A 25,941-nucleotide genomic window follows, 5' to 3' on the forward strand; every position below is an offset into this window, starting at 1 on the left:
GGGCGCAGAGCCCGCAGGCGCCCTCATGGGCACCGTCACGGCGGGAGGCCGCGGCACAGGCGAGAAATCCCTCGACATGCACCGAATCCCCCTGCAAGGGAGAGGATCCCCTGGAGGAGGGTCCGGACCCTGAGGATGGTCGGCCCGCGAGGTCAGCACCTCCCAGCGTCTGAACGGGCCCTGCCGGCCCCGGGCTCACCCACCGCCTACTCTCGAGGAGCCCCCCCCGCACTCAACCAGACGGAGACCCTCGTGGGCGACTTCCTCGCCGACCGGTGGACGGACATCGGATTCCGCTCCTTCCAGCACGTGTCGCTGGTGGTGCAGTCCGTCGCCCTCGCCACCGTGGTGGCACTGGCACTCGCAGTGCTCGTCACGCAGGTGCGCGGGCTCGCGCCGGTGGCCAACGCACTGTCCTCCATCGGACTGACCCTGCCCTCCTTCGCCCTCCTGGGCATCCTGCTGCCCCTGGTCGGCATCGGCACCCTCCCGTCCGTGCTGGCCGTCGCCTTCTACGCGACCCTGCCGATCCTCAGAAACGCCGTGGTCGGCCTGCAGCAGATCGACGGCACCCTGGTGGAGTCCGCGCACGGCCTCGGGATGGGGTGGCTGACCACCCTGTGGCGGGTCCGCCTGCCGCTCGCGTGGCCAGTGATCCTCACCGGCATCCGGGTCTCCACCCAGATGGCGATGGGTGTGGCCGCCATCGCGGCATACGCGCTGGGGCCGGGGCTCGGCGGCTACATCTTCACCGGACTCGCCCAGATCGGCGGCGTGAACGCCCTGAACTACGCACTGGTGGGCACCGTGGGCGTGGTCGCCCTGGCCCTCCTGCTGGATGCGCTGCTGTCCGGACTCGCCCGCCTCACCACCTCCAAGGGGATCTCCGTATGAACAGCAACCACACCACCGGCGCAGAGATCGTGTTCGAGGAGGTGACCAAGCGATACTCCCCCGGTTCCCAGCCGGCCGTGGACGCCCTGTCGCTGACCGTGCCCGCGGGCGAATTCGTCATGTTCGTCGGCCCGTCCGGCTGCGGCAAGACCACCTCGCTCAAGATGGTCAACCGCCTCATCGAGCCGACCGCGGGCCGCATCCTCGTCGGGGGCGAGAACGTCCGGGAGAAGAACCTCAACACCCTGCGGCGGCAGATCGGGTACGTCATCCAGGGCGGCAGCCTCTTCCCGCACATGACCGTGGCCCAGAACATCGGCCTGGTGCCTGGCCTGCTGAAGTGGGGCAAGGCACGGACCCGGCGCCGGGCGGACGAGCTGCTCGACATGGTGGGACTGGATCCGAGCCGGTACCGCGACCGCTACCCGCGGGAGCTCTCAGGGGGTCAGCAGCAGCGCGTCGGCGTGGCCCGGGGACTGGCGGCCGACCCGCCGGTGATCCTCATGGACGAGCCGTTCGGCGCGGTCGACCCCATCACCCGCCAGCGTCTGCAGGACGAGATGATCGGCATCCAGGCCGAACTCGGCAAGACGGTCGTGTGCGTCACCCACGACATCGACGAGGCCATCAAGCTGGGCGACCGGATCCTGATCCTCCGGGAGGGCGCGCGGATCGCCCAGTACGACACCCCCGAGAACGTGCTGGCCGCCCCGGCGGACGAGTTCGTGGAGGACTTCGTCGGGTCGGGCTCCGCCCTCAAGCAGCTGACGCTGACCCGGGTGGAGGACGCCCGCATGGAGCGCCGCCCCACCGCCCACGTCGGTGAACCCGTCACCGAGGTGCGGCACCGAGTCGAGTCCGCGGGTGAGCGGAGCGTGGTACTCCTCGACGAGTGGGACCGTCCGGTGGGGTGGGTGCACGTGCGGGGGCTGCGCGGGGACCACGTGGCCGCGCCCTCCGCCGACCTCACCGTGGTGGACCGACGTGCCACGCTGCACGACGCCATGGACGTGATGCTGTCGTCCTCACACGGTGGCACCATCGTGGTGGACCGGGACGGCACGTACGCCGGGGTGGCCACCTTCGACACGGTGACCGACCACCTGCGGGCGGCCCATGCCGAGGCGGAGGAGGTCGGGCGATGACGGCAGCCGACACCGAAGACCCGACGATGGCCGGCACGGACACCACCGCCTCGACCCGACGCACACTCGACCGGGAGAGCCTCGGGCTCCTGCTGGGGATGCCCCTGCTGGCGTTGGCAACCGGCGGGGCCTGGGCCGTCTGGCGCAGCACCGCCGACCTCGACAGCATCGAGGAGCGCACCCTGGCCTGGGCGAACATCTGGTCCCTCACGCAGGAGCACGTCGTGCTCACGCTGGTGTGCACCGTCCTGGTGATGCTGACCGCCGTCCCCCTGGGGGTCGCGCTGACCCGCCCCGGGGTGCGCCGGGCCGCCCCCGTGGTCCTCGGCATCGCCAACGCAGCGCAGGCGGCCCCGGTCATCGGCATCCTCGTGCTGCTGGCCATCTGGCTCGGCTTCGGCTTCTGGACGGCCGTCGGCTCACTGACCGTGTACGCGTTCCTCCCGGTGCTGCGCAACACCATCACCGGACTGGAGGGGGTGGACCCGACGCTGGTGGAGGCGGCCCGGGGCATGGGCATGTCCCGATGGGGGGTGCTCACCCGCATCGAGCTGCCGATGGCCGTACCCGTGATCGCGACCGGCCTGCGCACCGCCCTGGTGCTGCTGGTCGGCGCCGCCGCCTTCGCCACGTTCATCGACGCCGGTGGGCTGGGCACGCTCATCGCCACCGGCATCAACCTGTTCCGCCCGTCGATCCTCGTCTCCGGCGGCCTGCTCGTGGCGCTCTTGGCCCTCGTCATCGACTGGGCCGGGCGGGTCCTGGAGTACTTCGCCCGCCCGAAGGGAATGTGAGATGAGTCCTCACCGAGAGTTGCCCCGCCGCCTGGTGCTGACCGGGTTCTCCTTGGCTGCCCTCGCCCCGCTGGCCGGGTGCGGGCTGGGGACCGCTGGTGGTCACACCCCGTCCGGCGCGCTGCAGGGGAAGCTGGCCGACATCGACCTCACCGGTGCGGAGGTGGCGGTGGGGTCCAAGAACTTCACCGAGCAGGTGATCCTGGGCAAGATGACCGTGGAGATGCTCCGTTCGGCGGGAGCGAAGGTCGCGGACTACACCGACATCCCGGGGTCCACCGCTGCGCGGCAGGCCTTGGTCGAGAACCAGGTGCAGCTGCAGTGGGAGTACACCGGTACCGCCTGGATCAGCTACCTGGGTGAGACCGAGCCCATCGCCGACGAGGACGAGCAGTTCGAGGCCGTGCGCCGGGCCGACCGTGAGAACGGCCTGGTGTGGATGAACCCCGCCCCCATGAACAACACCTACGCCTTCGCCACCCGGGCCGAGACCGCCGAGAAGCTGGGCATCAAGAAGTCCAGCGAGCTCGCGGGCCTGTCTTCGGACGACCTGAGCTTCTGCGTGAACGCGGAGTTCGCCGCCCGTGACGACGGGTTCGACCCGTGGCTCGCGGAGTACGGGCTGGCCGATGCGGTGTCCGGCAGCCAGGTGAGCGAGCTGGACACCGGCGCCGTGTACGAGGCCATCGACAGCGGGCGCTGCACCCTGGGAGTCGTGTTCGCTACCGACGGGAGGCTGGAGGCACTGGACCTGCAGGTGGTCGAGGACGACAAGGACTACTTCCCCAAGTACAACGCCGCCCTGGTGGTCACCGAGGAGTTCGCAGCGGCCCACCCCGAGGTGGAGCAGCTGTTCGCGCCGCTGAGCAAGAAGCTGACCGACGACGCGCTCATGGAGCTCAACGCCCAGGTGGACGTCGAGGGACGAGCCCCCGCCGAGGTCGCGTGGGAGTGGCTGCTGGACCAAGGATTCGTCACCGAGGCGTGACACGTTCGTCGAGACGCCGGTGAACGGAACGCTTGCTCGTTCTGTGCTCTCCGTCCACGCCCCACACATCGCCCGGCCACCTGGTGGACACCTGAGATTCCTAGCGTCGCACTGCCCTTCACACCCCCAGGAGGAACAGTGGACATCAGCAGCAACCACCCGTCGCGTCGCTCGGCCATCGCCGGCATGAGCGCGGCCGCGGCCGCCAGCATGGCCGTCCACCCGGCCAGCGCCAACACCGGCCGCGCCAGCCACCCCGTCATCGGCCGTTCCCGCCGCGGTCTGGTGCACGTGATGAGTTTCAACATCCGCTTCGACAAGGAGGGGACGCCGCCCTCCAGCCCGGACCACTGGCCGACCCGCCGCCCGGCCGTCACCCAGTTGCTGCGCACGGAGCGGCCCGACCTGCTGGGCGTTCAGGAGGCCGAGTTCACCCAGCTGCCCGCCCTGGAGGAGAGCCTGCCTCACCACCGCATGATCGGCTTCGGCCGCGAGGGTGGCTCGAAGGGCGAGTACAGCGCGATCCTCTACGACGCCCGCCGCTTCACGCTGCTGGAGTGGGACCAGTTCGCGCTCTCGGACACCCCGGACGTCATCGGCTCGGCCACCTGGGGAAACTCGGTGCCGCGCATCGTCACCTGGGGTCGCTTCTCCGACACCGAGACCGGCACCCAGCTGGTGCACGTGAACACCCACTTCGACCACGAGTCCGAGAACGCCCGCCGCCGCAGCGCCGAGGTGGTCGCCGCCCTGCGCGAGCGGTTCGCCGGCGTGCCCGTGCTGGTGACCGGCGACTTCAACGCCCTCGCCGACGAGTCGGCGCCCTACTCGACGCTGACCGCCACCTACCGGGACACCTGGCACGTGGCCGGCGAGCGCCTGACCCCGCGGTGGGGCACCTTCCCGGACTACGAGGCACCGGTCGTGGGCGAGAAGCGCATCGACTGGGTGCTGGCCACCCCCGGGGTGCGCGTGCTCGAGGTCGGCATCAACACCGCCCGTCCGCGCGGGGTGTGGCCGTCGGACCACACCCCGGTGCAGGCGCTGGTGCGGATGGGCTGAGGGCGGGGGCGCCGGGGCCGCTCGAGGGCCGACCCCCCGGCAGCACCCCGGGCCTCAGCGTCGCCCGTCGAGCACGTCGGTGACGAACATGTGGCCCGGGGCGTGCGTGATCGCCCACGGCGGGCGGGAGGCCTCGAGCACCGCCTGCGGGGTGACGCCGCAGGCCCAGAAGACGGGCACGTCGTCGGGTTCCAGGTCTGTCGCCTCCCCGAAGTCGGGACTGCCCAGGTCGTCGATGCCCAGGGCCGCCGGGTCACCGGCGTGCACCGGGGCGCCGTGCGCCAACGGCACGCCCTCGCTGACGGTGGTGGCCAGCGGCACCAGCGACAGCGGTATCGGGCGCATGGAGACCACCAGCTCCCCGTGCAGCCGACCGGCGGGGACGAGCGCACGGTTCGTCCGGTACATCGCCACGTTGCGCCCCTGGTCGATGTTGCGCACCGGCACCCCGGCGGACTGCAGCGCGTGCTCGAAGCCGAACGAGCAGCCCAGCAGGAAGGCGACCGCGTCGGCGGCCCAGTGCTCGGTCGCGTCGGGCACCTCGTCCACCACGCGGCCCTCGCGCCAGATGCGGTAGGCCGGCAGGTCGGTGCTCAGGTCGGCCCCCTCGGCCCAGGAGGTGGTCGGGTCGCCGGGGTCGGTGACGTCCAGCAGCGGCATCGGGGCCGGGTTGCGATGCGCGAGCAGCAGCATGTCGAACGCCCAGTCCGCCGGCAGCACCACCAGATTGGCCTGCGTGATGCCCGGCGCGACGCCGCTGGTGGGCCGCACCTCGCCCGCGCGGTAGCGGGCCCGGGCCTCGCGGGCGGCGGTCACGGCGGGTGGGGTGGGTGCAGCAGGCGATGTCATGGATCGAGCGTAGGCGGGGCCGTGGCGCTCGGCGCTGGGATGGTGCCGGTGGCCGACGGGGCCAACCGGCGCCCACACGCGACCCCCCTCAGAACAGCAGGTGCGCCACCGGGATGGTGATGAGCAGCGTCAGCACCACCCGCTCGAACCAGATGATCACCAGGTCGCGCATCTTCAGCGGGATCTCGGTGGCCACGATGCAGGGCACCAGGGCCGAGAAGAAGATGATCTGGCTGACGCACACCACCGCCACGGTGAACTTGGTGACCATCGGCGCCCCGGTCACCAGCGAGGCCGGCAGGAACATCTCGGCGATGCCCAGCGCGCTGGCCTTGGCCGCCAGCATCGCCTCGGGCAGGCCCAGCAGCTTGGTGATCGGGTAGAAGACGTAGCCCAGCCAGTCGAAGACCGGCGTGTACTCGGCCAGCAGCAGGCCGGCCAGGCCCACCGAGAGGATCGATGGCAGGATCGCCATGGCCATCAGCAGGCCGTCGCGCAGGTTCTCCCAGATCGCGCGCGGCAGCGACGGCGCCACGGCGGCCTGTTCCTCGGCCGCGCGCCAGGCGGCCGCGAGGCGGGAGCCCTCCGGGCGCTCCTCCGGCTCCACCTCGCGGCCCTGGTACCCCTCGTCCGGGATGGAGCTGAGCGGCCAGATGTGCACCGTCACGGCCGTGACGACGAAGGTGATGACCAGCGTGCCCCAGAAGTAGGTGTTCCAGTGGCCCATGAGGTCCAGCGCCTTGGCCACCACCACCATGAACGTTGCCGAGACGGTGGAGAATCCGGTGGCGATGATGGCGGCCTCGCGGCCGGAGTAGCGCCCTTCGCGGTAGACGCGGTCGGTGATGAGCAGGCCGAGGGAGTAGCTGCCGACGAAAGAGGCGACGGCGTCGATGGCCGAGCGCCCCGGCGTCCGGAAGACCGGCCGCATGATCGGCTGCATGAGCACCCCGACGAACTCCATGAGTCCGTAGCTGACCAGCAGCGCCAGGAAGATGGCACCGACCGGGATGAGCAGGCCCACCGAGGTGACGAGCTTCTCCCACAGGAAGGGGCCCATGCTCGGCGCGGCCAGCCACCCCGGCATCGCGTCCAAGACGATGAGGCAGCCCACCACCGCACCGATGACCTTGGCGACGCTGAACACCACGTCGGTGGTGCTGCGCCGCCACGAGCCCTGGACGAACGGCACGATCGCGCCGCCGATCACCATTGCCAACAGCACCCACGGCACCACCTGCGGCACCGCCTCCTGGACCCAGGTGACGATGTGGTCCAGCGCGATCGAGCTGGTGCCACCCACCGTGAAGGGCACGAAGAAGGCCAGGATGCCGACGAGGCTGGCCAGCAGGCTGCGCACCAGCTGGGCGGTGGTCGCCTGCGCGGACGCGTTCGGGGCCGTGGGGTCCTCGTTGGGCACCGGTGGCATGAAGTGGCTCATGCGGGTCAGCGAACCGGCCGCACCGGGGGCACGGCACGCCGCCGCGCGGCCCTTTGCGGAGTCGTGACCCGGCGCGTGCGCGAGATCCCACGGCGTGCCGGAGACCTCGAGCACCACCTGCGGGGTGACACCACAGGCCCAGAAGACCGAGACGTCACCGAGCCACCGGGGCCGGTGACGTCCAACAGCGGCATCGGTGCCGGGTTGCGGTGGGCCAGCAGATGCATGTCGAACGCCCAGGCGGCCGGCAGCACCACCAAGTTGGCCAAGGTGCCCCCCGAGGGATCAGGAGAGGTCGAACAGCCCCGCGGCATCCCAAGCCAGCCACCCACCCTCGGCCACCCGCACCGTGAGCGTGTGCTCGCCCGCGGGCAGGGTGTCAGGCAGCGTCCGCTCGAGGGCGAAGGGGGTCAGCGCGGTGCCGGGAACCGTGGCATCGCCTTCCCGGGAGCCGCGGGTGCCGCCGGCGGGCAGGTCGACGCTCTCCTGCCACGCGCCCAGCTCGACCTCCAGCCGACTGCCGAGGCGCGTCGTGTCGATGCCCCACAGCGCCACGGCGGGCTGGGACACCGGCTCCTCCACGCGCACGGTCCAGCGCAGGGTGTAGGGCCGCGAGCCGGCCCACGCGTCGCCGGGCCCGGGCAGCAGGAAGGGCCACTGCTCGGGGCCGTCTTCCGGCCCCACCGTGATCACGCCGTCGGGGTGGTCCACCGGGATCGTCTTGTAGCCGTCCGGGGCGTGGCGGAACTCCAGGCTGCGCCGGTCGAACTCCCCCATCTGGGCCACGGCGCGAGCGGTGGTCACGGAGGTCCGCGAGCGCGCCCGCACCGGAGCGGTGGGCCGCGACTCCTGGCCGGCGGCATCCACCGTCACGACCACGTGGGTCCAGTCCTCCCCCTTCGGCGAGAGTCCCTCGTGGTCGGCGTGCGGGTACAGCGTGCGGGCCGCCACCGTCTCCTCACCGGGATCGCGGAGGAAGCGGCGGGTGACCTGCGGTGTGGGCAGGGCGTGGACGCGGTGGTGGTCCACCAGCAGACCGTGTTCGGGTGCGTCCCAGGTGAGGTGGATGGCCATGAGGTCACCGGAGGCGGTCAGCCCGGTGACGGGGCGGGGGCGGGTGGTCATGAGGAGGTCCTCTCAGCGGGTGGGCAGGGGGATGCGGCTCAGGCGAACAGTCGGCGCGAGCCGGCCGGGGTGCGGAACGCGAAGACTGTGTCGGCCGGGGCGGTGTCGTCGGCCTCGATCCAGGGCACGATGACGAAGCGCGAGTGCATCTCCTGCGGGGTCAGGGTGATGTGCACGTACCCGCGGCGGGCATCCATGGCACGCACGTAGGGGTGGCTGGTCCAGTCCGAGGGGCCACCGGGGTGGCCGTCACCATCGGAGGCGATGGAGCTGCAGATGAGCTCCACGGCCACGGACTCGGCCTCCGCCTCGGGCGCGTCCGGGTCGGCCCACAGCTCGGCGGCGGCGTGGTGGTGGATGTCGCCGGTGAGCACCACGGGGTTGCTCACTCGGGCCAGCTGCTGCATGAGCCGTTGGCGGGCGGCCGGGAACCCGTCCCACTGGTCCACCCGGTCGTCGGTGACGGGCACCATCGCGACGCCGTCGGCCAGCAGGTTCCAGGTGGCCAGGGAGGTGCTCAGCTGGTCGCTCAGCCAGGCCTCCTGCTCGGCGCCGAGGATGCTGCGCTCGAGGTCGTCCAGGCGGGCCTCGTCCTCCGGCACCGGGTCACGGAACTGGCGGGTGTCCAGTAGCGACAGCCTTGCCAGGCGACCGACGTCCAGGCTGTGGTGGATGCGGCTGTGCGGACCGTCGGGCAGGGCCTGCGGGCCCAGCGGCAGGTTCTCGTAGAACGCGCGGTAGGCCACGGCGCGGCGCAGCAGGAAGTCCTGCTCGTCCAGGTCGTACTGGGATTGGCTGCCCGCGTAGTTGTTCTCCACCTCGTGGTCGTCCCAGGTGGCCACCATGGCGGCGCGGGCGTGGGCGGCCTGCAGGTGGGGGTCGGTCTTGAACAGGGAGTAGCGCAGCCGGTACTGGGCCAGCGTCTGCACCTCCTCGGCGTGCTCGGGACCCAGCTGCTCCCCCTGGCGCCACAGGTTGTCGCCGCTGCGGATGCCGTACTCGTAGATGTAGTCGCCGGTGAACACGATGAGGTCGAGGTCCTGCTCGGCGGCCATGTGCTTCCAGGCCGTGAAGTGGCCGTGGTACCAGGCCTGGCAGGAGGCCAGGCCCAACGAGAAGGACTCCACCTCCGCCCCGACGGCCGGCAGGGTGCGGAAGCGACCGGCGGGGCTGGTGTGGGGGCCGGTGCGGAAGCGGTAGTGGTACTCCACCCCGGGCTCCAGGCCGGTGACCTGCGGGTGCACCGAGTGGGCCAGCTCCGGCTGGGCCAGGGCGTGCCCGGTGGCCACGCGATCGGTGAACGCCGCGTCGCGCGCCACCTCCCAGTGCACCGACACCGGTCGGCCGGCCATGCCGCCGTGACCGTCCGCGGCCAGCGGATCGGTGGCCAGCCGGGTCCAGAGCACCATGGAGGTGGCCGTGGGCGTACCTGCCGCCACGCCCAGGGTGAACGGGGGAGCGGTCGGCGCGGGGCCGCCTGCCGCGGCGGGCGCCTCGACCCCCAGGGCCAGCGTGGTGGCGGAGAGTCCCGCGACCCCCAGGAGGGTGCGGCGGGAGACGTTGGTGACGGGCAGGGGCAGGCGCTGGGCGGAAGATGGCATGCGGGACAGGACAGGTCACGGGAGTGAACCGTGGGACAGAACGCTCTGTCTTCCGCGTGATGGCCTGGTGAACGTTGGGTTATAGGTGGTGGCCGCCCCCTCAGGCCTGCCGCACCCGCAGGAACTCCTCCGCCTCGGCCAGGTGGTCGGTGTTGATCCGGTCGACGCCCGCGTCCAGCAGCTCGCGCCAGACGTTCTCGCGCAGCCAGATCGTGTCCGGGGTGCCCCAGAAGCGCACCTCACGTCCGTCCGCGTGGGCGTCGGCCACCATGGCGTGCAGCCGCTCCCGCTGCTCGCTCGGCATCGAGCCCATGCCCATCCAGCTGAAGTGGTCGTACCAGTTGGCGGAGACCACCGGCACCTCCCCCGCATCGGCGGCGTCGGTGGTGGGGCTGTCGAACCGGCCGTCGGAGGCCACCCAGCGCTCGTCGTCCTGCCACGTGGTGTCGGCCAGCTGACCGCTGAGCACCACCTCGACCGCGCCGGCGCGCTCCTGCCCGTCCTTCCAGGAGGTGATGGCGTCCCCGTGGGCGGGCAGCTCGCGCTCCAGCACCTCCCGGACGCCCTCGCCGCCGGACTTCACGTCCACGAGCAGGCGCACGGGCTCGGCGTGGCCCTCGTACACGTCGCCGCCGTTCTCGGCGGCGATGTCCACCAGCGGGTCCACGTAGAGGTCCTGCAGCGTGCGGTCGCAGTCCGGCGCGACGTGCCCGATGCACAACTGGCCGTCCACCAGCCAGACGTCGGCCTCCACCGACGTGAAGCCGTGGGAGAGCGCGTCGAGCAGGGGGCGGTCGTGCTCGTAGTCGTTGTGGGCGTGGGCCTGCGGTAGCGGCTCGACGCCGTCGGTGACGGTCCTGGCGGACGCGGGAGCGGCAGTGGCCGCCAGGGCCAGGGCGGTGAGGGCGAGGACGGGGCGGGCGATGAGGGAGCGCATGGACGCCAGGTCACCACAGGCGGGAGAACGCGGGGTGAATGTGCCCTCAGCAGCGGGTCATGAACTCCTCCGGGTCCAGCGCGCGGGCGGCGATGCGCACGTCGCCCAGGCTGCACCGGGTGATCGCGTCGATGGCGCCGTCCCAGGTGTAGGCGCCCAGCAGCCAGCGCTCGTCCAGCGTGGTCAGGCCGCGGTTGCGGGTCAGCGGGTTGCGCACCACCGGGCAGCCCTCGACGTACATCGTCGTGTGGCGGTGGTCGTTCACCACGGCCACGTGCCACCACCGGCCCAGGCGCAGCTCGTGGCCCCAGTTGGTCAGCGAGGTGTCCAGCGAGGTCGGGTAGGCCACCCACTGCAGCTGGCGCTCGCCCGACAGGCTCAGCGTCACCACCGGCTCCTCGGCATCGCCCCCGGTCTTGCCGGCGCGCTCGGCGGCGCCCTCCCGGGAGAGCAGCGCGGTCCACGCATCGCGGTCGGTCCACTGCTCGGGCATCCGGAAGAAGGCCTCCACGGTGTAGCCACGCTCGAAGGTCTCGGTGTTCAGCGGCGCCGCGGCGACGGTGCGCAGGTGATCGCCCGAGGCCTTCTCCGGACCGCCCAGGGCGATGCTGGCGTGGCCCGGCTGCTCGGGGTGGTGGTCCTCGGTCACCTCGATGGCGTGGCCACCGGCCACCACCTCCAGGTGGTTGCCCCTGCCCGAGAGGTCGCGCACCTGCTGCCCCGGGAGCAGGGTGGCGCCGCGCTGGTCGTCCCAGCGCCAGTAGGCCACGGTGTCGCGCACCAGAACCTGCGCCGGGGACTGCTCGGGCATCTCGGGGGCCGGGGCGAAGTCGGCGAAGCGCTCGTCGAAGTCGATCTCCACGGTGAAGCGGTCCAGCTCACCGGTGACCACGAGTTCCTCAGCCATCTGCTCGTTGCGGCGCTCCGGGTCGCGCTCGGAGACCCACGGGGCCAGGGTCTCCACGTCGATGACGCCACGCTCCAGGTCGAACAGGTAGAGCCGCATCATGGCGGCGCCGCCGTAGTAGCGCTGCTGGTAGTTGGCCAGGTGCAGGTGGGTCTCGTGGCCGGCGTCGTTGGTGAGCGTGGTGCGCCCCGAGGGCCAGAAGTGGCCGTTCAGGGTGAGGAACACGTGGTCGTGGCGGCGCACCAGGCGGTCCCACAGCTGCGCCCCGTAGGGCGAGAGCTGGGCGGCGCCGTCCCCGGCATCGGCGTGGACGAGCTCGTGGGTGGTGAGGATGGTGGGGATGCGGTGACGCGTCAGGACGCGGTCGGCCCAGGCCAGGCCGGACTCCGACAGGCGCCAGTCCAGCGCCAGCACCATCCACTCCCGCCCGGCGGCGGTGAACGTGTGGGCGGTGCTGTAGCCGTCGGGGCTCACCGACAGCACGCCCGGGTCGGAGGTCGAGCGCTCGAAGGCGTCCAGGTAGGGGGTCTGCCCGCGGTCGTCGGTGGTGTCGTTGCCCACGTCGTGGTTGCCGGCCAGCAGGGAGAACGGGATGCCCGTGTGGCGCAGCCGGTCCCACGCGCGGTCGAAGGCCTCGACCTCGTGGCGCAGGCCGTTCTCGGTGAGGTCGCCCAGGTGGGCCAGGAACGCGATGTCCTGGCGGCGGCGCTCGCGCTGCAGGTACTTCAGCGAGGCGGTGAGCGGCTCGGGGTGGATGGAGTCGTCGTCGAACAGGTACTGGGTGTCGGGCATCACCGCCAGGGTGAACTGGCGGTCGCCGGCGCACTGGCCGCCGACCGGGCGGGAGGTGACCGTCTCGGCATCGGCCGGGGTGTCGGTCGCGTCGGCGGCGTGGGCGGGGCCGGACCCCAGGCCGGAGAGCACACCGGTCAGGCCGGCGGTTCCACTGCCCAGGATGACGGCGCGGCGGGACGGGGTGTCGCCGGGGGCGCAGGAGTTCTCGCGGCACATGGGGGCGAACCTAGGTGGCCCACATGACCGTTGGATGGCGCGGACGTGTCCGCGCGGGAACGGGGCGGGTTGTCCTCGGGCGCTCAGTGGATGCGCTGCTGCGGTGCGCGTCGCTTGCCCCCGAACAGGCGGACGCCGAAGAAGATCAGGAGGGCCCCGATGGCCAGCATGATCAGCAGCGCGACCATGGCGCCCATGGCATAGGACGGGTCGTTCTGCCAGATGACCGGGTTGAACACGCTGTTGCCGGTCTGCCCGTACGCGCTTCCACCGAGCTTCGCGAGCTGCAAGAGCAGGGTGCCCAGGGACCACAGCAGGCCCAGCAGGATCATCAGGACGCCAAGGATCTTCTTGAACAAGGGAACCCCTCACCGGGCGCGCGGACGGAGGGGGTCACGGTAGCGGGGCGTTGCGGTGGGTGCGGGGCGGGCGACCGCCTTGCCGCTTTCGAGGCTCTTCCGATCTGAGGGTGTAGCAGTGGTGGTGTGACCGGGCCGAGGTAGGGGTCGAGGTCCCCTGATGATGGGGGTTCCTACACCGACCCGACCAGAAGACCTCGACGTGCGTGAACTTACCTTTGATGCCCCTGATCTGACGACCTTCGCCCGCCTGGACGAGCTTGGCCTCGTTGCGGTTGGCCAGCGCGTGGAGCCTGACCGGGCGGTGCTGGAATGCCGGGTGGTCGCGGGCGATGACGACGCGTTCTGCCGGCACTGCGGGGCCGAGGGCGCCGCGCGGGGCACGGTGACCCGGCAGCTGGCGCATGAGCCGTTCGGGTGGCGGCCCACCACGCTGCTGATCCGGGTGCGTCGCTTCGGCTGTCAGGCGTGCCGGCGGGTGTGGCGCCAGGACACCACTGCGGCGGCGGACCGGCGGGCGAAGCTGTCGCGTGCAGCGGTGCGGTGGGCGCTGGTGGCCCTGGTGACCCAGCACCTGACTGTCGCCAGGTTGGCCGAGGCTCTGGGAGTGGCCTGGGACACCGCCAATGACGCGGTCCTGGCCGAGGGCCGACGGGTCCTGATCGATGACCCCACCCGGTTTGACGGCGTCACCGTGGTCGGAGTGGACGAGCACGTCTGGCGCCATACCCGAAGCGGCGAGAAGTACGTCACCGTCGTCATCGATCTGACCCCGATCCGCGACGGGACGGGTCCAGCACGCCTGCTCGACATGGTCCAGGGGCGATCGAAGAGCACTTTCAAGACCTGGCTCGCTGCCCGCACCCAGGCATGGCGCGACAGGGTGGAGGTGGTGGCGATGGACGGGTTCACCGGGTTCAAGACTGCTGCGGCCGAGGAGCTCCCCGACGCGGTCGCGGTGATGGATCCCTTCCACGTGGTCCGGCTCGCTGGTGACGCCCTGGACCGTTGTCGCCGACGGGTCCAGCAAGATCTCCACGGCCACCGCGGCCGGGCCGGCGATCCGCTCTACTGCGCGCGGCGGACCCTGCACACTGGCGCCAACCTGCTCACCGACAAGCAGGCCCGCAGGATCGAGTCCCTGTTCGCCGACGAGGAGCACGTCGAGGTCGAGGCGACCTGGGGCATCTACCAACGCATGATCGCCGCCTACCGCCACCCAGACCGGCGCGAAGGCCGGGCACTGATGACCGCCGTGATCGACTCGGTGACTCGTGGCGTTCCCACCGCCCTGAGCGAGCTCGTCACGCTCGGGCGGACGCTGACCAAGCGGGCCGAAGACGTACTCGCATTCTTCGACCTGCCGGGCACGAGCAACGGCCCGACCGAGGCGATCAACGGCCGCCTCGAGCACCTCCGAGGGTCCGCCCTCGGCTTCCGCAACCTGACCCACTACGTCGCCCGATCCCTCCTCGAAGCCGGCGGCTTCAGACCACGACTACACCCTCAGATCGGATGAGCCGCTTTCGAGCCCCTTACTCTGAGGCCTCACACACCAGAAAAAGGGGATAAGAATGCGTCGCCGCATTGCAGTTGCTGCACTGACCACCATGTTCGCCGCCACCGGACTGTCCGCCTGTGGCGGTGGCCCCGAGGCACTCTCCGAGGAGGATGCCAAGGCAGCGCTCCTGACCGAGGAGAACTTCCCCCTCGACGGGTACAAGGCCAGCAAGTCCGAGGACTCCTCCGACGAGGAATCCGGCGACTCTGACGAGCAGACCTTCGAGGATTTCATCTTCATGTTCGAAGACGTCTCCGACGAGTGCAAGGACGCCGGGAAGGCCATGGACGACCTGGGGCCGTCCAACGAGGACGACAACTCGACCGCCACCTTCAAGAAGGGGGACAAGGTTGCTGAGGTCTCTCTGAGCCCCGGCGCGGAAGAGTTCGGCAAGCGGATCGACGCCGTCGAGAAGCTGGCTGACGACTGCGGCGAGCTCTCCGGCGGGCCCTACGGCATGAAGATGGCCTTCGAGAAGCTCGAGAACGAGGACGCCCGGGGCATCAAGATGAAGATCGGCGCCATGGGCGAGACCCAGACGATGACCTTGGCAGCAGCCGAGGTGGGCGAGAACACGGTTGCTGTCAACGGTGAGCAGGTGTCCGAGGAGGACGTGCTGAAGGTGCTCGATGCGCAGAAGAAGGCCGTCGAGGACAAGTGACACCCGGCCGGTAGCGGACGAGACGGCGGTGGGCGGAGCCAGTTGACTCCGCCCACCGCCGCAGGGCAGGGGAACTCCTGCACCCGAAGAGCACCGGCACACAGGACCCCCTGCCCTCACCTCACCGCTTCCACGTGTGGCGCCAGTAGGCCTCCGCCTCCTCACGCTGGGCCTCTCGCGCTTCGAGCCACGCAGCCTGCTCGGCGCGGCGAGCGTCCTCCGCCGCCCGGCCGGACGCGATGGCACGCTCCAACAGGGGCCGGAACCGCTCCGGCTCCACGATGTCGATGCCGAGTTCACGGCTCCGTTCCACCTTGCGGTTCTCCGCGGCGCCTGGCTCCAGCACCGTGACCCGCACGGTCTCGGTCACGCGCTTGGCCTCCCGCACTCCGTGGGCGAGCGCCAACTCCCGGAGTTCCTCGAGCTCGACCGAGTCACCCACGAAGGCGACCCGCCAGTCACTCAGGATGCGCGCGTAAGGACCGGCCGTTGACTCGGGCACCGCCGCCTCCGGCAGGACCACCACGCCATCCAGGCCCAGCTCGGATGCCGTCCGCCGAACTCGCTGGTCCTCTGCCGCGCTGTGGCCGGCCCGGCCGGCCATCATCTCGGTCCACACCGGTTCGACGAGGGCCAGCAGTTCCTGCCTCGTGGCACGCAGCTCGAAGGCGTGACGAGCCAAAGTCTCCAGTTCATCGGCGAACAAGCGACCGTCGGACAAGGCATCTCGCAGTTCCCCGACGAACCGAGCGCGCTGCTCCTCATCGGGCAGGCGAGGGCGCGGCGAGTCAGGGAGTGAGTTGACCACCACGCTGAGGTCTCTCACCGGCGACTCGGTGGGCCGCACCTTCACCGGCGCCGTCGGGGCTGCGCCGGCCCCCTGCCACTCAGGCACGGGCTTGTTGAGTCGCAGGGGTGTCGGCCCCTCGTGGAGCAGCCACTGCAGCAGGTCACGAGTGGCCCGGGCGTCACCCAGGGCGCTGTGGTCGTCGTTGCGCCATCCGCCGCTCACCGTCTTGTGCAGGGACTTCAGGCTGAAGGCCTGCCCGTCCAGCTGCTCCCGCGCGGTCTCCAGGGTGCACAGGGCGAGCATGTTGGGCATCCGGCCCTTGATGCGCTTGGTCTCCGCCGCGAGGAAGCCGAGGTCGAACTCCAGGTTGTGGGCGACCAGGACCGCACCCTCGAGCAGCGAGGACAGCTCCGGCCACACCTGCGACCACGTGGGGGCACCTACGAGGTCCACATCCGTGATGCCGTGGAACTGCCAGGAGTCCTTCACCCCACCCGGTGCGGCCACGAGCGTCGTGAACTCGTCGAGGACCTCACCACGACTAGTCACCAGGACGACGGCGACCTCGACGACGCGCGCGGCAGGCGGCTCGATGCCGGTCGTCTCGACGTCCAGCACGGCGAAGACCGCGCCGGCGGGGTCGTGGTCGCGGCGCTTGCGGGTGAGTCGGGTCTGGACGACGCCGCGGGGAGTGCGATGCGAGGTGGAGGCTCGCGGCGTCGCCCGCGATGGCAACGGTTCAGGCGGGGGCGCCTCATGCCCGGTCTCCACAGCGGTCGCCGTCGGTTCCGCCCCTGAGGACTCCTGCGTCAGGTCCGACGGGAAAGTCGGTTGGCGTGCATCCTCGGACGCCGCCAGCTCAGGGCGATCGCGACGCGGAGCGGGGGAAGCGGATGGCGTGGGCACCCCCTGCCGACCGGCTCGCTCGTCACCCTGCACCCCATTCACCCCACCTGGCCACAGCCGCTTGCCCAAGAGGGTCATCCCAGCCGCGAAGAGGAGGCCGAAGACGAAGGCCCCCACGTCGCCGTCCATCAGCAAGCTGAGGGCGCCCATCCAGCACAGGAAGGCGAGCGCCAGAGTCAGACACCCTCCGACGTATCGAACCGGCCGCATACCCACGCACCTCTTCTCGCTTGGCTGCCCTCAGTGAACACCCACACTGTGCCGAGGAGCAGGCGACCACTTCACCGCAGCACGGTGTATCTGCCCGTACAGGGGGACTGCTGCACGGATAGGTGACACCGACAGGTCCTCACCAGATGGTTGGGCTGGAAGGATGTCCCCGTGACGAAGCCGTACCCCAAGGAGTTCCGCGACGATGTGGTTCGCGTCGCCAGGAACCGTGAGCCCGGTGTTGAGCTCTCCCAGATCGCCAAGGACTTCGGGATCCACTTCACGACGCTGTACTCGTGGATGAAGAAGGCCGACATCGAAGACGGTGAACGCCCCGGGACCACCGCCGTGCAGTCGGCTGAGCTGCGGGAAGCGAAGAAGCGGATCAAGACCCTTGAGCAAGAAGTCGAGGTCCTGCGGCGGGCCGCGGCCTACTTCTCCCAAGCTCATCTGCCGGGAAAATGAGCTACCCGCTCGTCCGCGACCTTGCCGCCGATGGGATCCCCGTGACGGTGACGTGCCGGGTGCTCAAGATCGCCCGCCAGCCCTACTACCGCTGGCTCGAGAATCCGATCACGACCGCCGAACTCGACGAGGCCTACCGCGCCAACGCCCTGTTCGATGCCCACCGTGACGACCCCGAGTTCGGCTACCGGTTCCTCGTTGACGAGGCCCGCGAGGCCGGCGAGCTGATGACGCCACGCACCGCGTGGAAGATCTGCTCCAGCAACGGCTGGTGGTCAGTGTTCGGGAAGCGCAAGAGCGGCACCAAGAAGCCCGGACCACCGGTCCACGACGACCTCTGCGCCGTCACCGATGACAAGGGCCGAACCCGGCACGAATTCAGCGCCGACGGGCCGAACCGGCTCTGGATCGGGGACATCACGGAGCACTGGACAAGTGAAGGAAAGCTCTCCGTGTGCGCGTTCAAGGACGTCTACTCCAACCGGATCGTCAGGTACTCCATCGACTCGCGGATGAAGTCACCTCTGGCTGTCACGGCCCTGGACAGCGCCGGCGCCCGACGAGGTGACGTCGCCGGATGCGTAGTTCACACCGATCGAGGATCTCAATTCAGGAGCCGGAAATTCGTGCACGCCCTGAACCGTCACGACATGGTCGGATCCATGGGCAGAGTCGGTGCCTGCGGCGATAACGCCGCCATGGAATCGTTCTTCGCACTGCTACAGAAGATCGTCCTCGACCGCCGCTCATGGGCCACCCGTGAAGACCTGCGGATCGCGATCGTGACCTGGATCGAGCGGACTCACCACCGACGTCGTCGTCAAGACCGTCTCAGCCGGTTGACCCCGATCGAGTTCGAGACATTCATGACCACGCCAGCTATTCAGGCTGCGTGACTAACCACTGTCACCTATCCGCGCAGCAGTCCCAAGAGGGCACCCGCCATCATCACCGGCCAGATCACCTCAGCCGGCCTCATGCCGAACTCGAGGTGCGCGTCCGGGCGGTCGAAGACCTCGAACGGGCGAAGCGCCTCTTCGATCACTCCTACGAAGCGATCTGATCTCGACGAGCGTGTGGCGCCTTCGCAGTGGCACCTTCCGTCCAGCGGAGGCGGTCCAAGGACTCCCATTCCAAACGCAAACTCGACTCGTCACGCCACACGGAGGAGCACAGAGAGACCCTCCACCCGAGAGCCGACACCACCAACATCCACAAGACCATGCCTACGCCCCAGCGGGAGGCCACGAGCAGCAGCACCAACAACAAGAGCGCCGAGGAGGCGATGAGTAGACAACCGAGGGTCCGGTTCACCCATCCGGGCGTGGCTGATGCAAACAGCTCCCTCCTACCATGTCGCCACGAATCATGGCCGAGACGAAGGATCTCAACTGAAATCCACAAGAGCCCGACGGCCGCAACGGCGAGCACCACCGACTCCATCGTGGAGGAGCCTACAACCCCTTGCGTGACGATGGTGCCAATCGTGAGTATGAGACCGAAGACGACACGCAGGGCAGCCTTCTCTCGCAAACCCCCACGCAGGCGCACACCGTCGTCACCGTTGCCCAACGTCGGGAGGTACCCCACGGGCAGCTTCACCATGAGTTCCGCCAACCTCGCACGGCGATCAGCTGCCCGCCGGCGGTAGGACCTTTCGCGAGCGTGCGAATCTCTGCCGCTGAAAATTTGGACTGGAAAGAGAACCCACGGCACGAGGACACCCAGAGCGCCGCTGCTAACACCGACCCTCTGCCAAAGGGCACTCATGTCCATAACGCTCTCGCAGCTCGAGGGGGTTTCACCGGGCCAGCAAGCCCAGACCGGCAACCACGTGTACGCGGCCAAGAAACCGCCCAGACATGTACAGAAGATGACAACTGACCATCCCCCCTTACGACCGATCCTCTCATCTTCCCGGCTGCTGTGCTGAGCCGCTGAATGGGCTAAAGCAGCGACGGCAATGGCCAAGGCCACTGGGCTGACCCCGTTTCGTAGGTCCAGTCGTTATGAGAGTCGTCCTGTTGCCCGCGGTCGCGGGCAGGGAGACTGGTCAGATCATGACGAACAGCAGGAAGCGTCACACCCCGGAGCAGGTCGTCCGTAAGCTCGGGCAGGCCGACAGGATGCTCACCGATGGTCAGGACGTCGCGGCGGTGTGCCGGGAGCTGGGGGTGTCCGAGCAGACGTACTACCGGTGGCGGAACCAGTACGGCGGCCTCAAGGCCGACGACGCAAAGCGCCTGAAGGAGTTGGAGAAGCAGAACGCGACCCTGAAGCGTCTGCTCGCGGAAGCGGAGCTGGAGAAGGCCGCGCTCAAGGAGCTGGCTGAGGGAAACTTCTAAGCCCGGACAGGCGCCGCGCCGCCGTCGATCACCTCAAGCGCAAGTTGCGGGTAAGCGAACGGATGGCGTGCCGTCTGGTCGGGCTGAGCCGCTCCGCGTACCGGCGACCGCTCAAGGGCGACACGGTCACGGACCCGGATCGGGCGCTCAGGGAGTGGCTGCGCGCCTGGGCGAAGGACCATCCCCGCTACGGGTATCGGCGGGCGTATCACGACGCCCGCGCCGAGGGGTGGGTGGTGAACCACAAGAAGATCCAACGCCTGTGGCGTGACGAAGGGCTCCGGGTCCCGCAGCGGCGTCGACGCAAGCGCGTCGGGTCCTCGACCGTCGACGCGCCGACGGCGGACGCGCCGAACGTGGTGTGGGCGGTGGACTTCCAGTTCGACGCCGACGAGCACGGACGACCGATCAAGATCTGCTCGATCGTCGACGAACACACCCGGGAGTGCATCGGCGGCCTCGTGGAGCGCTCGATTACCGCCGACCGACTCACCGCCCACCTCGAGGACCTCGTCGCCGCCCGGGGCGCCCCGGCGGTGCTCAGGTCGGACAACGGGCCGGAGTTCATCAGCGAGGCGATGGCCGACTGGGCCGGCACCCGCACCGGCCTGTCCTACATCCCTCCGGGCTCGCCGTGGCGCAACGGGTACGTCGAGTCGTTCAACAGCCGGATCCGCGACGAGTGCCTCAACATCAACAGCTTCTACTCGCTGCTGCACGCACAGGTCATCATCGGCGACTGGAAGGACGAGTACAACCACCACCGCCGGCACTCCTCGCTCGGCTACCTAACCCCAGCCGAGTACGCTCGGCAGTGCACCCATCAAATGGAAACCGACGACTCACAGAACGTCCGGACCGAATGAAGGGGGCGGCTCACCACAAGACCCGCCACATAGTCACCGGGGATTGGAGATTCAGTCAATGCGTGCCGGGCCCATGTAGGCAGCACATCGGACTGCTTCAGACCATAGAGTGCAAGCACGAACGGGGCAGCAGACATCAACCACAGGCCCGACGACTGAGAGAGCGGAAGAGCCAACTCACGGTCGACGCTCCAGGACAGTCGAGCAGTTCCATTCTTGTCTGACAGGTACTCCCACGATGAACTCGGCATGCGCATAGACATACTCGCGCGTGCCGACAACCTCCGTACTCAGCTCCGGTGCGGCGCCGCTCCACGCGGAGACCGCGCGGCTACGGTGCCGAGAGCAACCCACACCCCACGCGAGAGGTCGCCGCATGCCGCCCAAGGGCTTTGACGGCTCTTCCGATCTGAGGGTGTAGCAGTGGTGGTGTGACCGGGCCGAGGTAGGGGTCGAGGTCCCCTGATGATGGGGGTTCCTACACCGACCCGACCAGAAGACCTCGACGTGCGTGAACTTACCTTTGATGCCCCTGATCTGACGACCTTCGCCCGCCTGGACGAGCTTGGCCTCGTTGCGGTTGGCCAGCGCGTGGAGCCTGACCGGGCGGTGCTGGAATGCCGGGTGGTCGCGGGCGATGACGACGCGTTCTGCCGGCACTGCGGGGCCGAGGGCGCCGCGCGGGGCACGGTGACCCGGCAGCTGGCGCATGAGCCGTTCGGGTGGCGGCCCACCACGCTGCTGATCCGGGTGCGTCGCTTCGGCTGTCAGGCGTGCCGGCGGGTGTGGCGCCAGGACACCACTGCGGCGGCGGACCGGCGGGCGAAGCTGTCGCGTGCAGCGGTGCGGTGGGCGCTGGTGGCCCTGGTGACCCAGCACCTGACTGTCGCCAGGTTGGCCGAGGCTCTGGGAGTGGCCTGGGACACCGCCAATGACGCGGTCCTGGCCGAGGGCCGACGGGTCCTGATCGATGACCCCACCCGGTTTGACGGCGTCACCGTGGTCGGAGTGGACGAGCACGTCTGGCGCCATACCCGAAGCGGCGAGAAGTACGTCACCGTCGTCATCGATCTGACCCCGATCCGCGACGGGACGGGTCCAGCACGCCTGCTCGACATGGTCCAGGGGCGATCGAAGAGCACTTTCAAGACCTGGCTCGCTGCCCGCACCCAGGCATGGCGCGACAGGGTGGAGGTGGTGGCGATGGACGGGTTCACCGGGTTCAAGACTGCTGCGGCCGAGGAGCTCCCCGACGCGGTCGCGGTGATGGATCCCTTCCACGTGGTCCGGCTCGCTGGTGACGCCCTGGACCGTTGTCGCCGACGGGTCCAGCAAGATCTCCACGGCCACCGCGGCCGGGCCGGCGATCCGCTCTACTGCGCGCGGCGGACCCTGCACACTGGCGCCAACCTGCTCACCGACAAGCAGGCCCGCAGGATCGAGTCCCTGTTCGCCGACGAGGAGCACGTCGAGGTCGAGGCGACCTGGGGCATCTACCAACGCATGATCGCCGCCTACCGCCACCCAGACCGGCGCGAAGGCCGGGCACTGATGACCGCCGTGATCGACTCGGTGACTCGTGGCGTTCCCACCGCCCTGAGCGAGCTCGTCACGCTCGGGCGGACGCTGACCAAGCGGGCCGAAGACGTACTCGCATTCTTCGACCTGCCGGGCACGAGCAACGGCCCGACCGAGGCGATCAACGGCCGCCTCGAGCACCTCCGAGGGTCCGCCCTCGGCTTCCGCAACCTGACCCACTACGTCGCCCGATCCCTCCTCGAAGCCGGCGGCTTCAGACCACGACTACACCCTCAGATCGGATGAGCCGCTTTGACGACAAGGTCCAGTTCGTCTGGGACATCGCCGACCGTCTGCGTGGTTCGTTCAAGCGCCATGAGTACGGCTCGGTGATGCTCCCGCTGCTGGTGCTGCGCCGCATGGATGCCGCACTGGCCGACACCAAGGACGCCGTCGTGGCCCAGGCCAAGACGATGGAGACCATCGGCCCCGGCCAGGATGCGCTGCTCAAGCGCACGGCCGGCCGTCGCTTCTACAACACCTCCAAGTACACCTTCCGCACCCTTCTCGCGGACCCCAAGGACCTGCGCGACAACCTCGCCGACTACATCCATGGCCTCTCCCCCGACGCCTCGGCCATCATCGACGCCTACGACGTGGCCCCCAAGATCGAGCGCATGGCGAAGGACGACCTGCTCTACGGCGTGCTGGCGGACTTCGCCGACCTGGACGTCAGCCCAACCAGCGTCAGCAACGAGGCCATGGGCTACATCTTCGAGGAGCTGCTGCGGAAGTTCTCCGAGATGTCCAACGAGACCGCCGGTGAGCACTACACCCCGCGCGAGGTGATCTCCCTGATGGTGGAGCTCCTCCTCTCGGGCCGCACTCACACCGAGCTCCTCAACAATCCCGCCCCGGTGCGCAGCGTGTACGACCCGGCGGCTGGCACAGGCGGCATGCTCGTGGGTGCCATGGACCGCATTCGCGACCTGAACAGCCACGCCACCGTCCACGTGGCCGGCCAGGAGCTCAACGACGAGACCTGGGCCATCGCCCAGTCGGACCTGATGCTTCAGGACATCCCGCCGGAACGGATGCGCAACGGCAACTCCCTCACACAGGACGCCTTCGACGACGAGCAGTTCGACTTCATGCTCGCCAACCCGCCCTACGGCGTGGACTGGAAGAAGTACGCCGCCCCCATCAAGGACGAGGCGGAGTCCCTCGGCTCCGACGGCCGCTTCGGCGCCGGTCTGCCGCGTGTCTCGGACGGTTCGTTCCTGTTCCTGCAGCACATGATCAGCAAGATGAAGCCGGGTGGCTCGCGCATCGGCATCGTCCTCTCGGGATCGCCGTTGTTCTCCGGCCAGGCCGGTAGCGGGGAGTCGGAGATCCGTGGCTGGATCCTGCAGAACGACTGGCTGGAGGGCATCGTGGCCCTGCCGGACCAGATGTTCTACAACACCGGCATCAACACCTACGTGTGGATCCTGACCAACGAGAAGGACGAGGCCAGCCGCGGCAAGGTCCGCCTGATCGATGCCCGCGAGTTGGGCACCAAGATGCGCAAGTCCCTGGGTGACAAGCGCAAGGAACTCACGCCGGCGGCCATCGCCGAGATCGTCCGGCTCTATGGCGACGCCCTCACCGAGGATGCGGACCCCGACAAGGTCCGCGTGATGGACCGCAACGACTTCGGCTACCAGCGCATCACCGTGGAGCGTCCGCTGTGAGCCGCCCCCTTCATTCGGTCCGGACGTTCTGTGAGTCGTCGGTTTCCATTTGATGGGTGCACTGCCGAGCGTACTCGGCTGGGGTTAGGTAGCCGAGCGAGGAGTGCCGGCGGTGGTGGTTGTACTCGTCCTTCCAGTCGCCGATGATGACCTGTGCGTGCAGCAGCGAGTAGAAGCTGTTGATGTTGAGGCACTCGTCGCGGATCCGGCTGTTGAACGACTCGACGTACCCGTTGCGCCACGGCGAGCCCGGAGGGATGTAGGACAGGCCGGTGCGGGTGCCGGCCCAGTCGGCCATCGCCTCGCTGATGAACTCCGGCCCGTTGTCCGACCTGAGCACCGCCGGGGCGCCCCGGGCGGCGACGAGGTCCTCGAGGTGGGCGGTGAGTCGGTCGGCGGTAATCGAGCGCTCCACGAGGCCGCCGATGCACTCCCGGGTGTGTTCGTCGACGATCGAGCAGATCTTGATCGGTCGTCCGTGCTCGTCGGCGTCGAACTGGAAGTCCACCGCCCACACCACGTTCGGCGCGTCCGCCGTCGGCGCGTCGACGGTCGAGGACCCGACGCGCTTGCGTCGACGCCGCTGCGGGACCCGGAGCCCTTCGTCACGCCACAGGCGTTGGATCTTCTTGTGGTTCACCACCCACCCCTCGGCGCGGGCGTCGTGATACGCCCGCCGATACCCGTAGCGGGGATGGTCCTTCGCCCAGGCGCGCAGCCACTCCCTGAGCGCCCGATCCGGGTCCGTGACCGTGTCGCCCTTGAGCGGTCGCCGGTACGCGGAGCGGCTCAGCCCGACCAGACGGCACGCCATCCGTTCGCTTACCCGCAACTTGCGCTTGAGGTGATCGACGGCGGCGCGGCGCCTGTCCGGGCTTAGAAGTTTCCCTCAGCCAGCTCCTTGAGCGCGGCCTTCTCCAGCTCCGCTTCCGCGAGCAGACGCTTCAGGGTCGCGTTCTGCTTCTCCAACTCCTTCAGGCGCTTTGCGTCGTCGGCCTTGAGGCCGCCGTACTGGTTCCGCCACCGGTAGTACGTCTGCTCGGACACCCCCAGCTCCCGGCACACCGCCGCGACGTCCTGACCATCGGTGAGCATCCTGTCGGCCTGCCCGAGCTTACGGACGACCTGCTCCGGGGTGTGACGCTTCCTGCTGTTCGTCATGATCTGACCAGTCTCCCTGCCCGCGACCGCGGGCAACAGGACGACTCTCATAACGACTGGACCTACGAAACGGGGTCAGCCCAGCTGCACCGCCGCTGGGAGGCGACGGCCGATGCCGTGGGCGATCTCGAGGGACTCGACCACCTGGTGGGCTGCACCTTCGACTCCGAGAAGGCGCTGAAGGACGAGCTGAAGTCGCTGGACACCAAGGCCCGCAACGCCTTGGTGAAGGCCGCCGCGGTCACTGACCCCGAGGCGCCAGTGGTGATGGTCAAGGGCGAGCCCGCACCGGACCCTGACCTGCGCGACCACGAGAACATCCCCCTGCCGCAGGGGTGGATGGACCTGCCCGACGGCAAGCGCTTCACGGCGCTGGAGGATGCGGCGGAGAAGCACCTCGAGAGCGAAATCCACCCCTACGTGCCCGATGCGTGGCTGGATTACAGCAAGGCGAGGGTCGGTTTCGAGATCCCCTTCACCCGCCAGTTCTACGTCTACGAGCCCCCGCGCCCCGTGGAGGAGATCGCCGCGGAGATCAAGGACCTGGAGGAGCAGATCCAGGGCTGGATGACGGGGCTCGGACTGTGAAGACGGTCCCGCTGCGCCGGGTTG

At 69.3% G+C, this 25,941-nt stretch carries 21 protein-coding genes; 12 read left to right on the top strand and 9 right to left on the bottom strand.

All coding sequences use genetic code 11. The features are described 5' to 3' along the window. The first annotated feature begins 252 nt into the window (after positions 1 to 252). From ACY8FT_RS08145 to ACY8FT_RS08165, 5 genes are all read left to right on the top strand, one after another. Positions 253 to 894, top strand: a complete 642-nt coding sequence (locus tag ACY8FT_RS08145) for an ABC transporter permease (RefSeq protein ID WP_462418437.1) — start codon at positions 253 to 255, stop codon at positions 892 to 894. Continuing rightward, entirely contained in the window at positions 891 to 2,039 is a 1,149-nt protein-coding gene (locus tag ACY8FT_RS08150; RefSeq protein ID WP_462418438.1) for an ABC transporter ATP-binding protein, read from the top strand. The genes ACY8FT_RS08145 and ACY8FT_RS08150 overlap by 4 nt, the downstream gene beginning before the upstream one ends. Next, complete coding sequence (locus ACY8FT_RS08155) at positions 2,036 to 2,833, top strand: ABC transporter permease (RefSeq protein ID WP_462418439.1); 798 nt, start codon at positions 2,036 to 2,038, stop codon at positions 2,831 to 2,833. Before ACY8FT_RS08150 ends, ACY8FT_RS08155 begins: the two co-directional genes overlap by 4 nt. Position 2,834: 1 nt before the next feature. After that, the gene (locus tag ACY8FT_RS08160; protein ID WP_462418440.1) at positions 2,835 to 3,821 is read left to right on the top strand and encodes a glycine betaine ABC transporter substrate-binding protein; all 987 of its coding nucleotides are present in this window, start codon (positions 2,835 to 2,837) and stop codon (positions 3,819 to 3,821) included. A gap of 138 nt (positions 3,822 to 3,959) precedes the next feature. Next, positions 3,960 to 4,883, top strand: a complete 924-nt coding sequence (locus ACY8FT_RS08165; protein ID WP_462418441.1) for an endonuclease/exonuclease/phosphatase family protein — start codon at positions 3,960 to 3,962, stop codon at positions 4,881 to 4,883. Between the two features lie 54 nt (positions 4,884 to 4,937). Here ACY8FT_RS08165 and ACY8FT_RS08170 read toward each other — a convergent pair whose 3' ends face one another. The 7 genes from ACY8FT_RS08170 to ACY8FT_RS08200 form a co-directional block, all read right to left on the bottom strand. Further along, positions 4,938 to 5,732, bottom strand: coding sequence for a putative hydro-lyase (locus ACY8FT_RS08170; RefSeq protein WP_462418442.1), 795 nt, complete (start codon positions 5,730 to 5,732; stop codon positions 4,938 to 4,940). A gap of 88 nt (positions 5,733 to 5,820) precedes the next feature. Next, positions 5,821 to 7,173: a YjiH family protein gene (locus ACY8FT_RS08175; RefSeq protein WP_462419080.1), complete on the bottom strand. Its 1,353-nt coding sequence runs from the start codon at positions 7,171 to 7,173 to the stop codon at positions 5,821 to 5,823. A 285-nt stretch (positions 7,174 to 7,458) separates the two neighbouring features. After that, positions 7,459 to 8,298 (bottom strand): polysaccharide lyase family protein, encoded by an 840-nt coding sequence (locus tag ACY8FT_RS08180; RefSeq protein WP_462418443.1) that lies wholly within the window; start codon positions 8,296 to 8,298, stop codon positions 7,459 to 7,461. 38 nt (positions 8,299 to 8,336) lie between these two features. Further along, the gene (locus ACY8FT_RS08185) at positions 8,337 to 9,899 is read right to left on the bottom strand and encodes an alkaline phosphatase D family protein (RefSeq protein ID WP_462418444.1); all 1,563 of its coding nucleotides are present in this window, start codon (positions 9,897 to 9,899) and stop codon (positions 8,337 to 8,339) included. Between the two features lie 100 nt (positions 9,900 to 9,999). Next, entirely contained in the window at positions 10,000 to 10,836 is an 837-nt protein-coding gene (locus tag ACY8FT_RS08190) for a PI-PLC domain-containing protein (RefSeq protein WP_462418445.1), read from the bottom strand. A 46-nt stretch (positions 10,837 to 10,882) separates the two neighbouring features. Then, entirely contained in the window at positions 10,883 to 12,754 is a 1,872-nt protein-coding gene (locus ACY8FT_RS08195) for a LamG-like jellyroll fold domain-containing protein (RefSeq protein ID WP_462418446.1), read from the bottom strand. 83 nt (positions 12,755 to 12,837) lie between these two features. After that, entirely contained in the window at positions 12,838 to 13,113 is a 276-nt protein-coding gene (locus ACY8FT_RS08200; RefSeq protein ID WP_462418447.1) for a hypothetical protein, read from the bottom strand. A gap of 163 nt (positions 13,114 to 13,276) precedes the next feature. Between ACY8FT_RS08200 and ACY8FT_RS08205 the strand changes: the two genes are divergently transcribed. Further along, positions 13,277 to 14,632: an ISL3 family transposase gene (locus tag ACY8FT_RS08205; RefSeq protein WP_462418377.1), complete on the top strand. Its 1,356-nt coding sequence runs from the start codon at positions 13,277 to 13,279 to the stop codon at positions 14,630 to 14,632. A gap of 91 nt (positions 14,633 to 14,723) precedes the next feature. After that, complete coding sequence (locus ACY8FT_RS08210) at positions 14,724 to 15,335, top strand: hypothetical protein (RefSeq protein WP_462418448.1); 612 nt, start codon at positions 14,724 to 14,726, stop codon at positions 15,333 to 15,335. Between the two features lie 121 nt (positions 15,336 to 15,456). Here ACY8FT_RS08210 and ACY8FT_RS08215 read toward each other — a convergent pair whose 3' ends face one another. After that, positions 15,457 to 16,860, bottom strand: a complete 1,404-nt coding sequence (locus ACY8FT_RS08215; RefSeq protein ID WP_462418449.1) for a 3'-5' exonuclease — start codon at positions 16,858 to 16,860, stop codon at positions 15,457 to 15,459. 552 nt (positions 16,861 to 17,412) lie between these two features. Between ACY8FT_RS08215 and ACY8FT_RS08220 the strand changes: the two genes are divergently transcribed. The 4 genes from ACY8FT_RS08220 to ACY8FT_RS08235 all read left to right on the top strand — a co-directional run bounded on the left by ACY8FT_RS08220 (position 17,413) and on the right by ACY8FT_RS08235 (position 24,168). Next, positions 17,413 to 18,602 (top strand): IS3 family transposase gene (locus ACY8FT_RS08220; RefSeq protein WP_462418450.1). Its coding sequence is split into 2 segments (ribosomal slippage): positions 17,413 to 17,697 and positions 17,700 to 18,602, totalling 1,188 coding nucleotides; the frame shifts between segments, so codons are not numbered across the junction. 1,164 nt (positions 18,603 to 19,766) lie between these two features. Further along, positions 19,767 to 20,917, top strand: a protein-coding gene (locus ACY8FT_RS08225) for an IS3 family transposase (RefSeq protein ID WP_115306721.1) whose coding sequence is annotated in 2 segments (ribosomal slippage) — positions 19,767 to 20,037 and positions 20,037 to 20,917 — 1,152 coding nt in all. Because the reading frame shifts where the segments join, the coding sequence is not laid out codon by codon here. A gap of 468 nt (positions 20,918 to 21,385) precedes the next feature. After that, positions 21,386 to 22,741, top strand: a complete 1,356-nt coding sequence (locus tag ACY8FT_RS08230) for an ISL3 family transposase (RefSeq protein ID WP_462418377.1) — start codon at positions 21,386 to 21,388, stop codon at positions 22,739 to 22,741. Next, the gene (locus tag ACY8FT_RS08235) at positions 22,738 to 24,168 is read left to right on the top strand and encodes a type I restriction-modification system subunit M (protein ID WP_462418451.1); all 1,431 of its coding nucleotides are present in this window, start codon (positions 22,738 to 22,740) and stop codon (positions 24,166 to 24,168) included. The genes ACY8FT_RS08230 and ACY8FT_RS08235 overlap by 4 nt, the downstream gene beginning before the upstream one ends. Positions 24,169 to 24,178: 10 nt before the next feature. On the opposite strand, the gene ACY8FT_RS08240 is transcribed toward ACY8FT_RS08235, so the two are convergent. Beyond that, a protein-coding gene (locus tag ACY8FT_RS08240; protein WP_115306721.1) for an IS3 family transposase occupies positions 24,179 to 25,329 on the bottom strand; the annotation gives its coding sequence in 2 pieces (ribosomal slippage) (positions 24,179 to 25,059 and positions 25,059 to 25,329; 1,152 coding nt in all). 117 nt (positions 25,330 to 25,446) lie between these two features. On the opposite strand from ACY8FT_RS08240, the gene ACY8FT_RS08245 reads away from it, so the two are divergent. Continuing rightward, positions 25,447 to 25,917, top strand: coding sequence for a hypothetical protein (locus tag ACY8FT_RS08245; RefSeq protein ID WP_462418452.1), 471 nt, complete (start codon positions 25,447 to 25,449; stop codon positions 25,915 to 25,917). The last annotated feature ends 24 nt before the right edge of the window (positions 25,918 to 25,941 follow it).

This window comes from Kytococcus sp. Marseille-QA3725 (assembly GCF_054950055.1).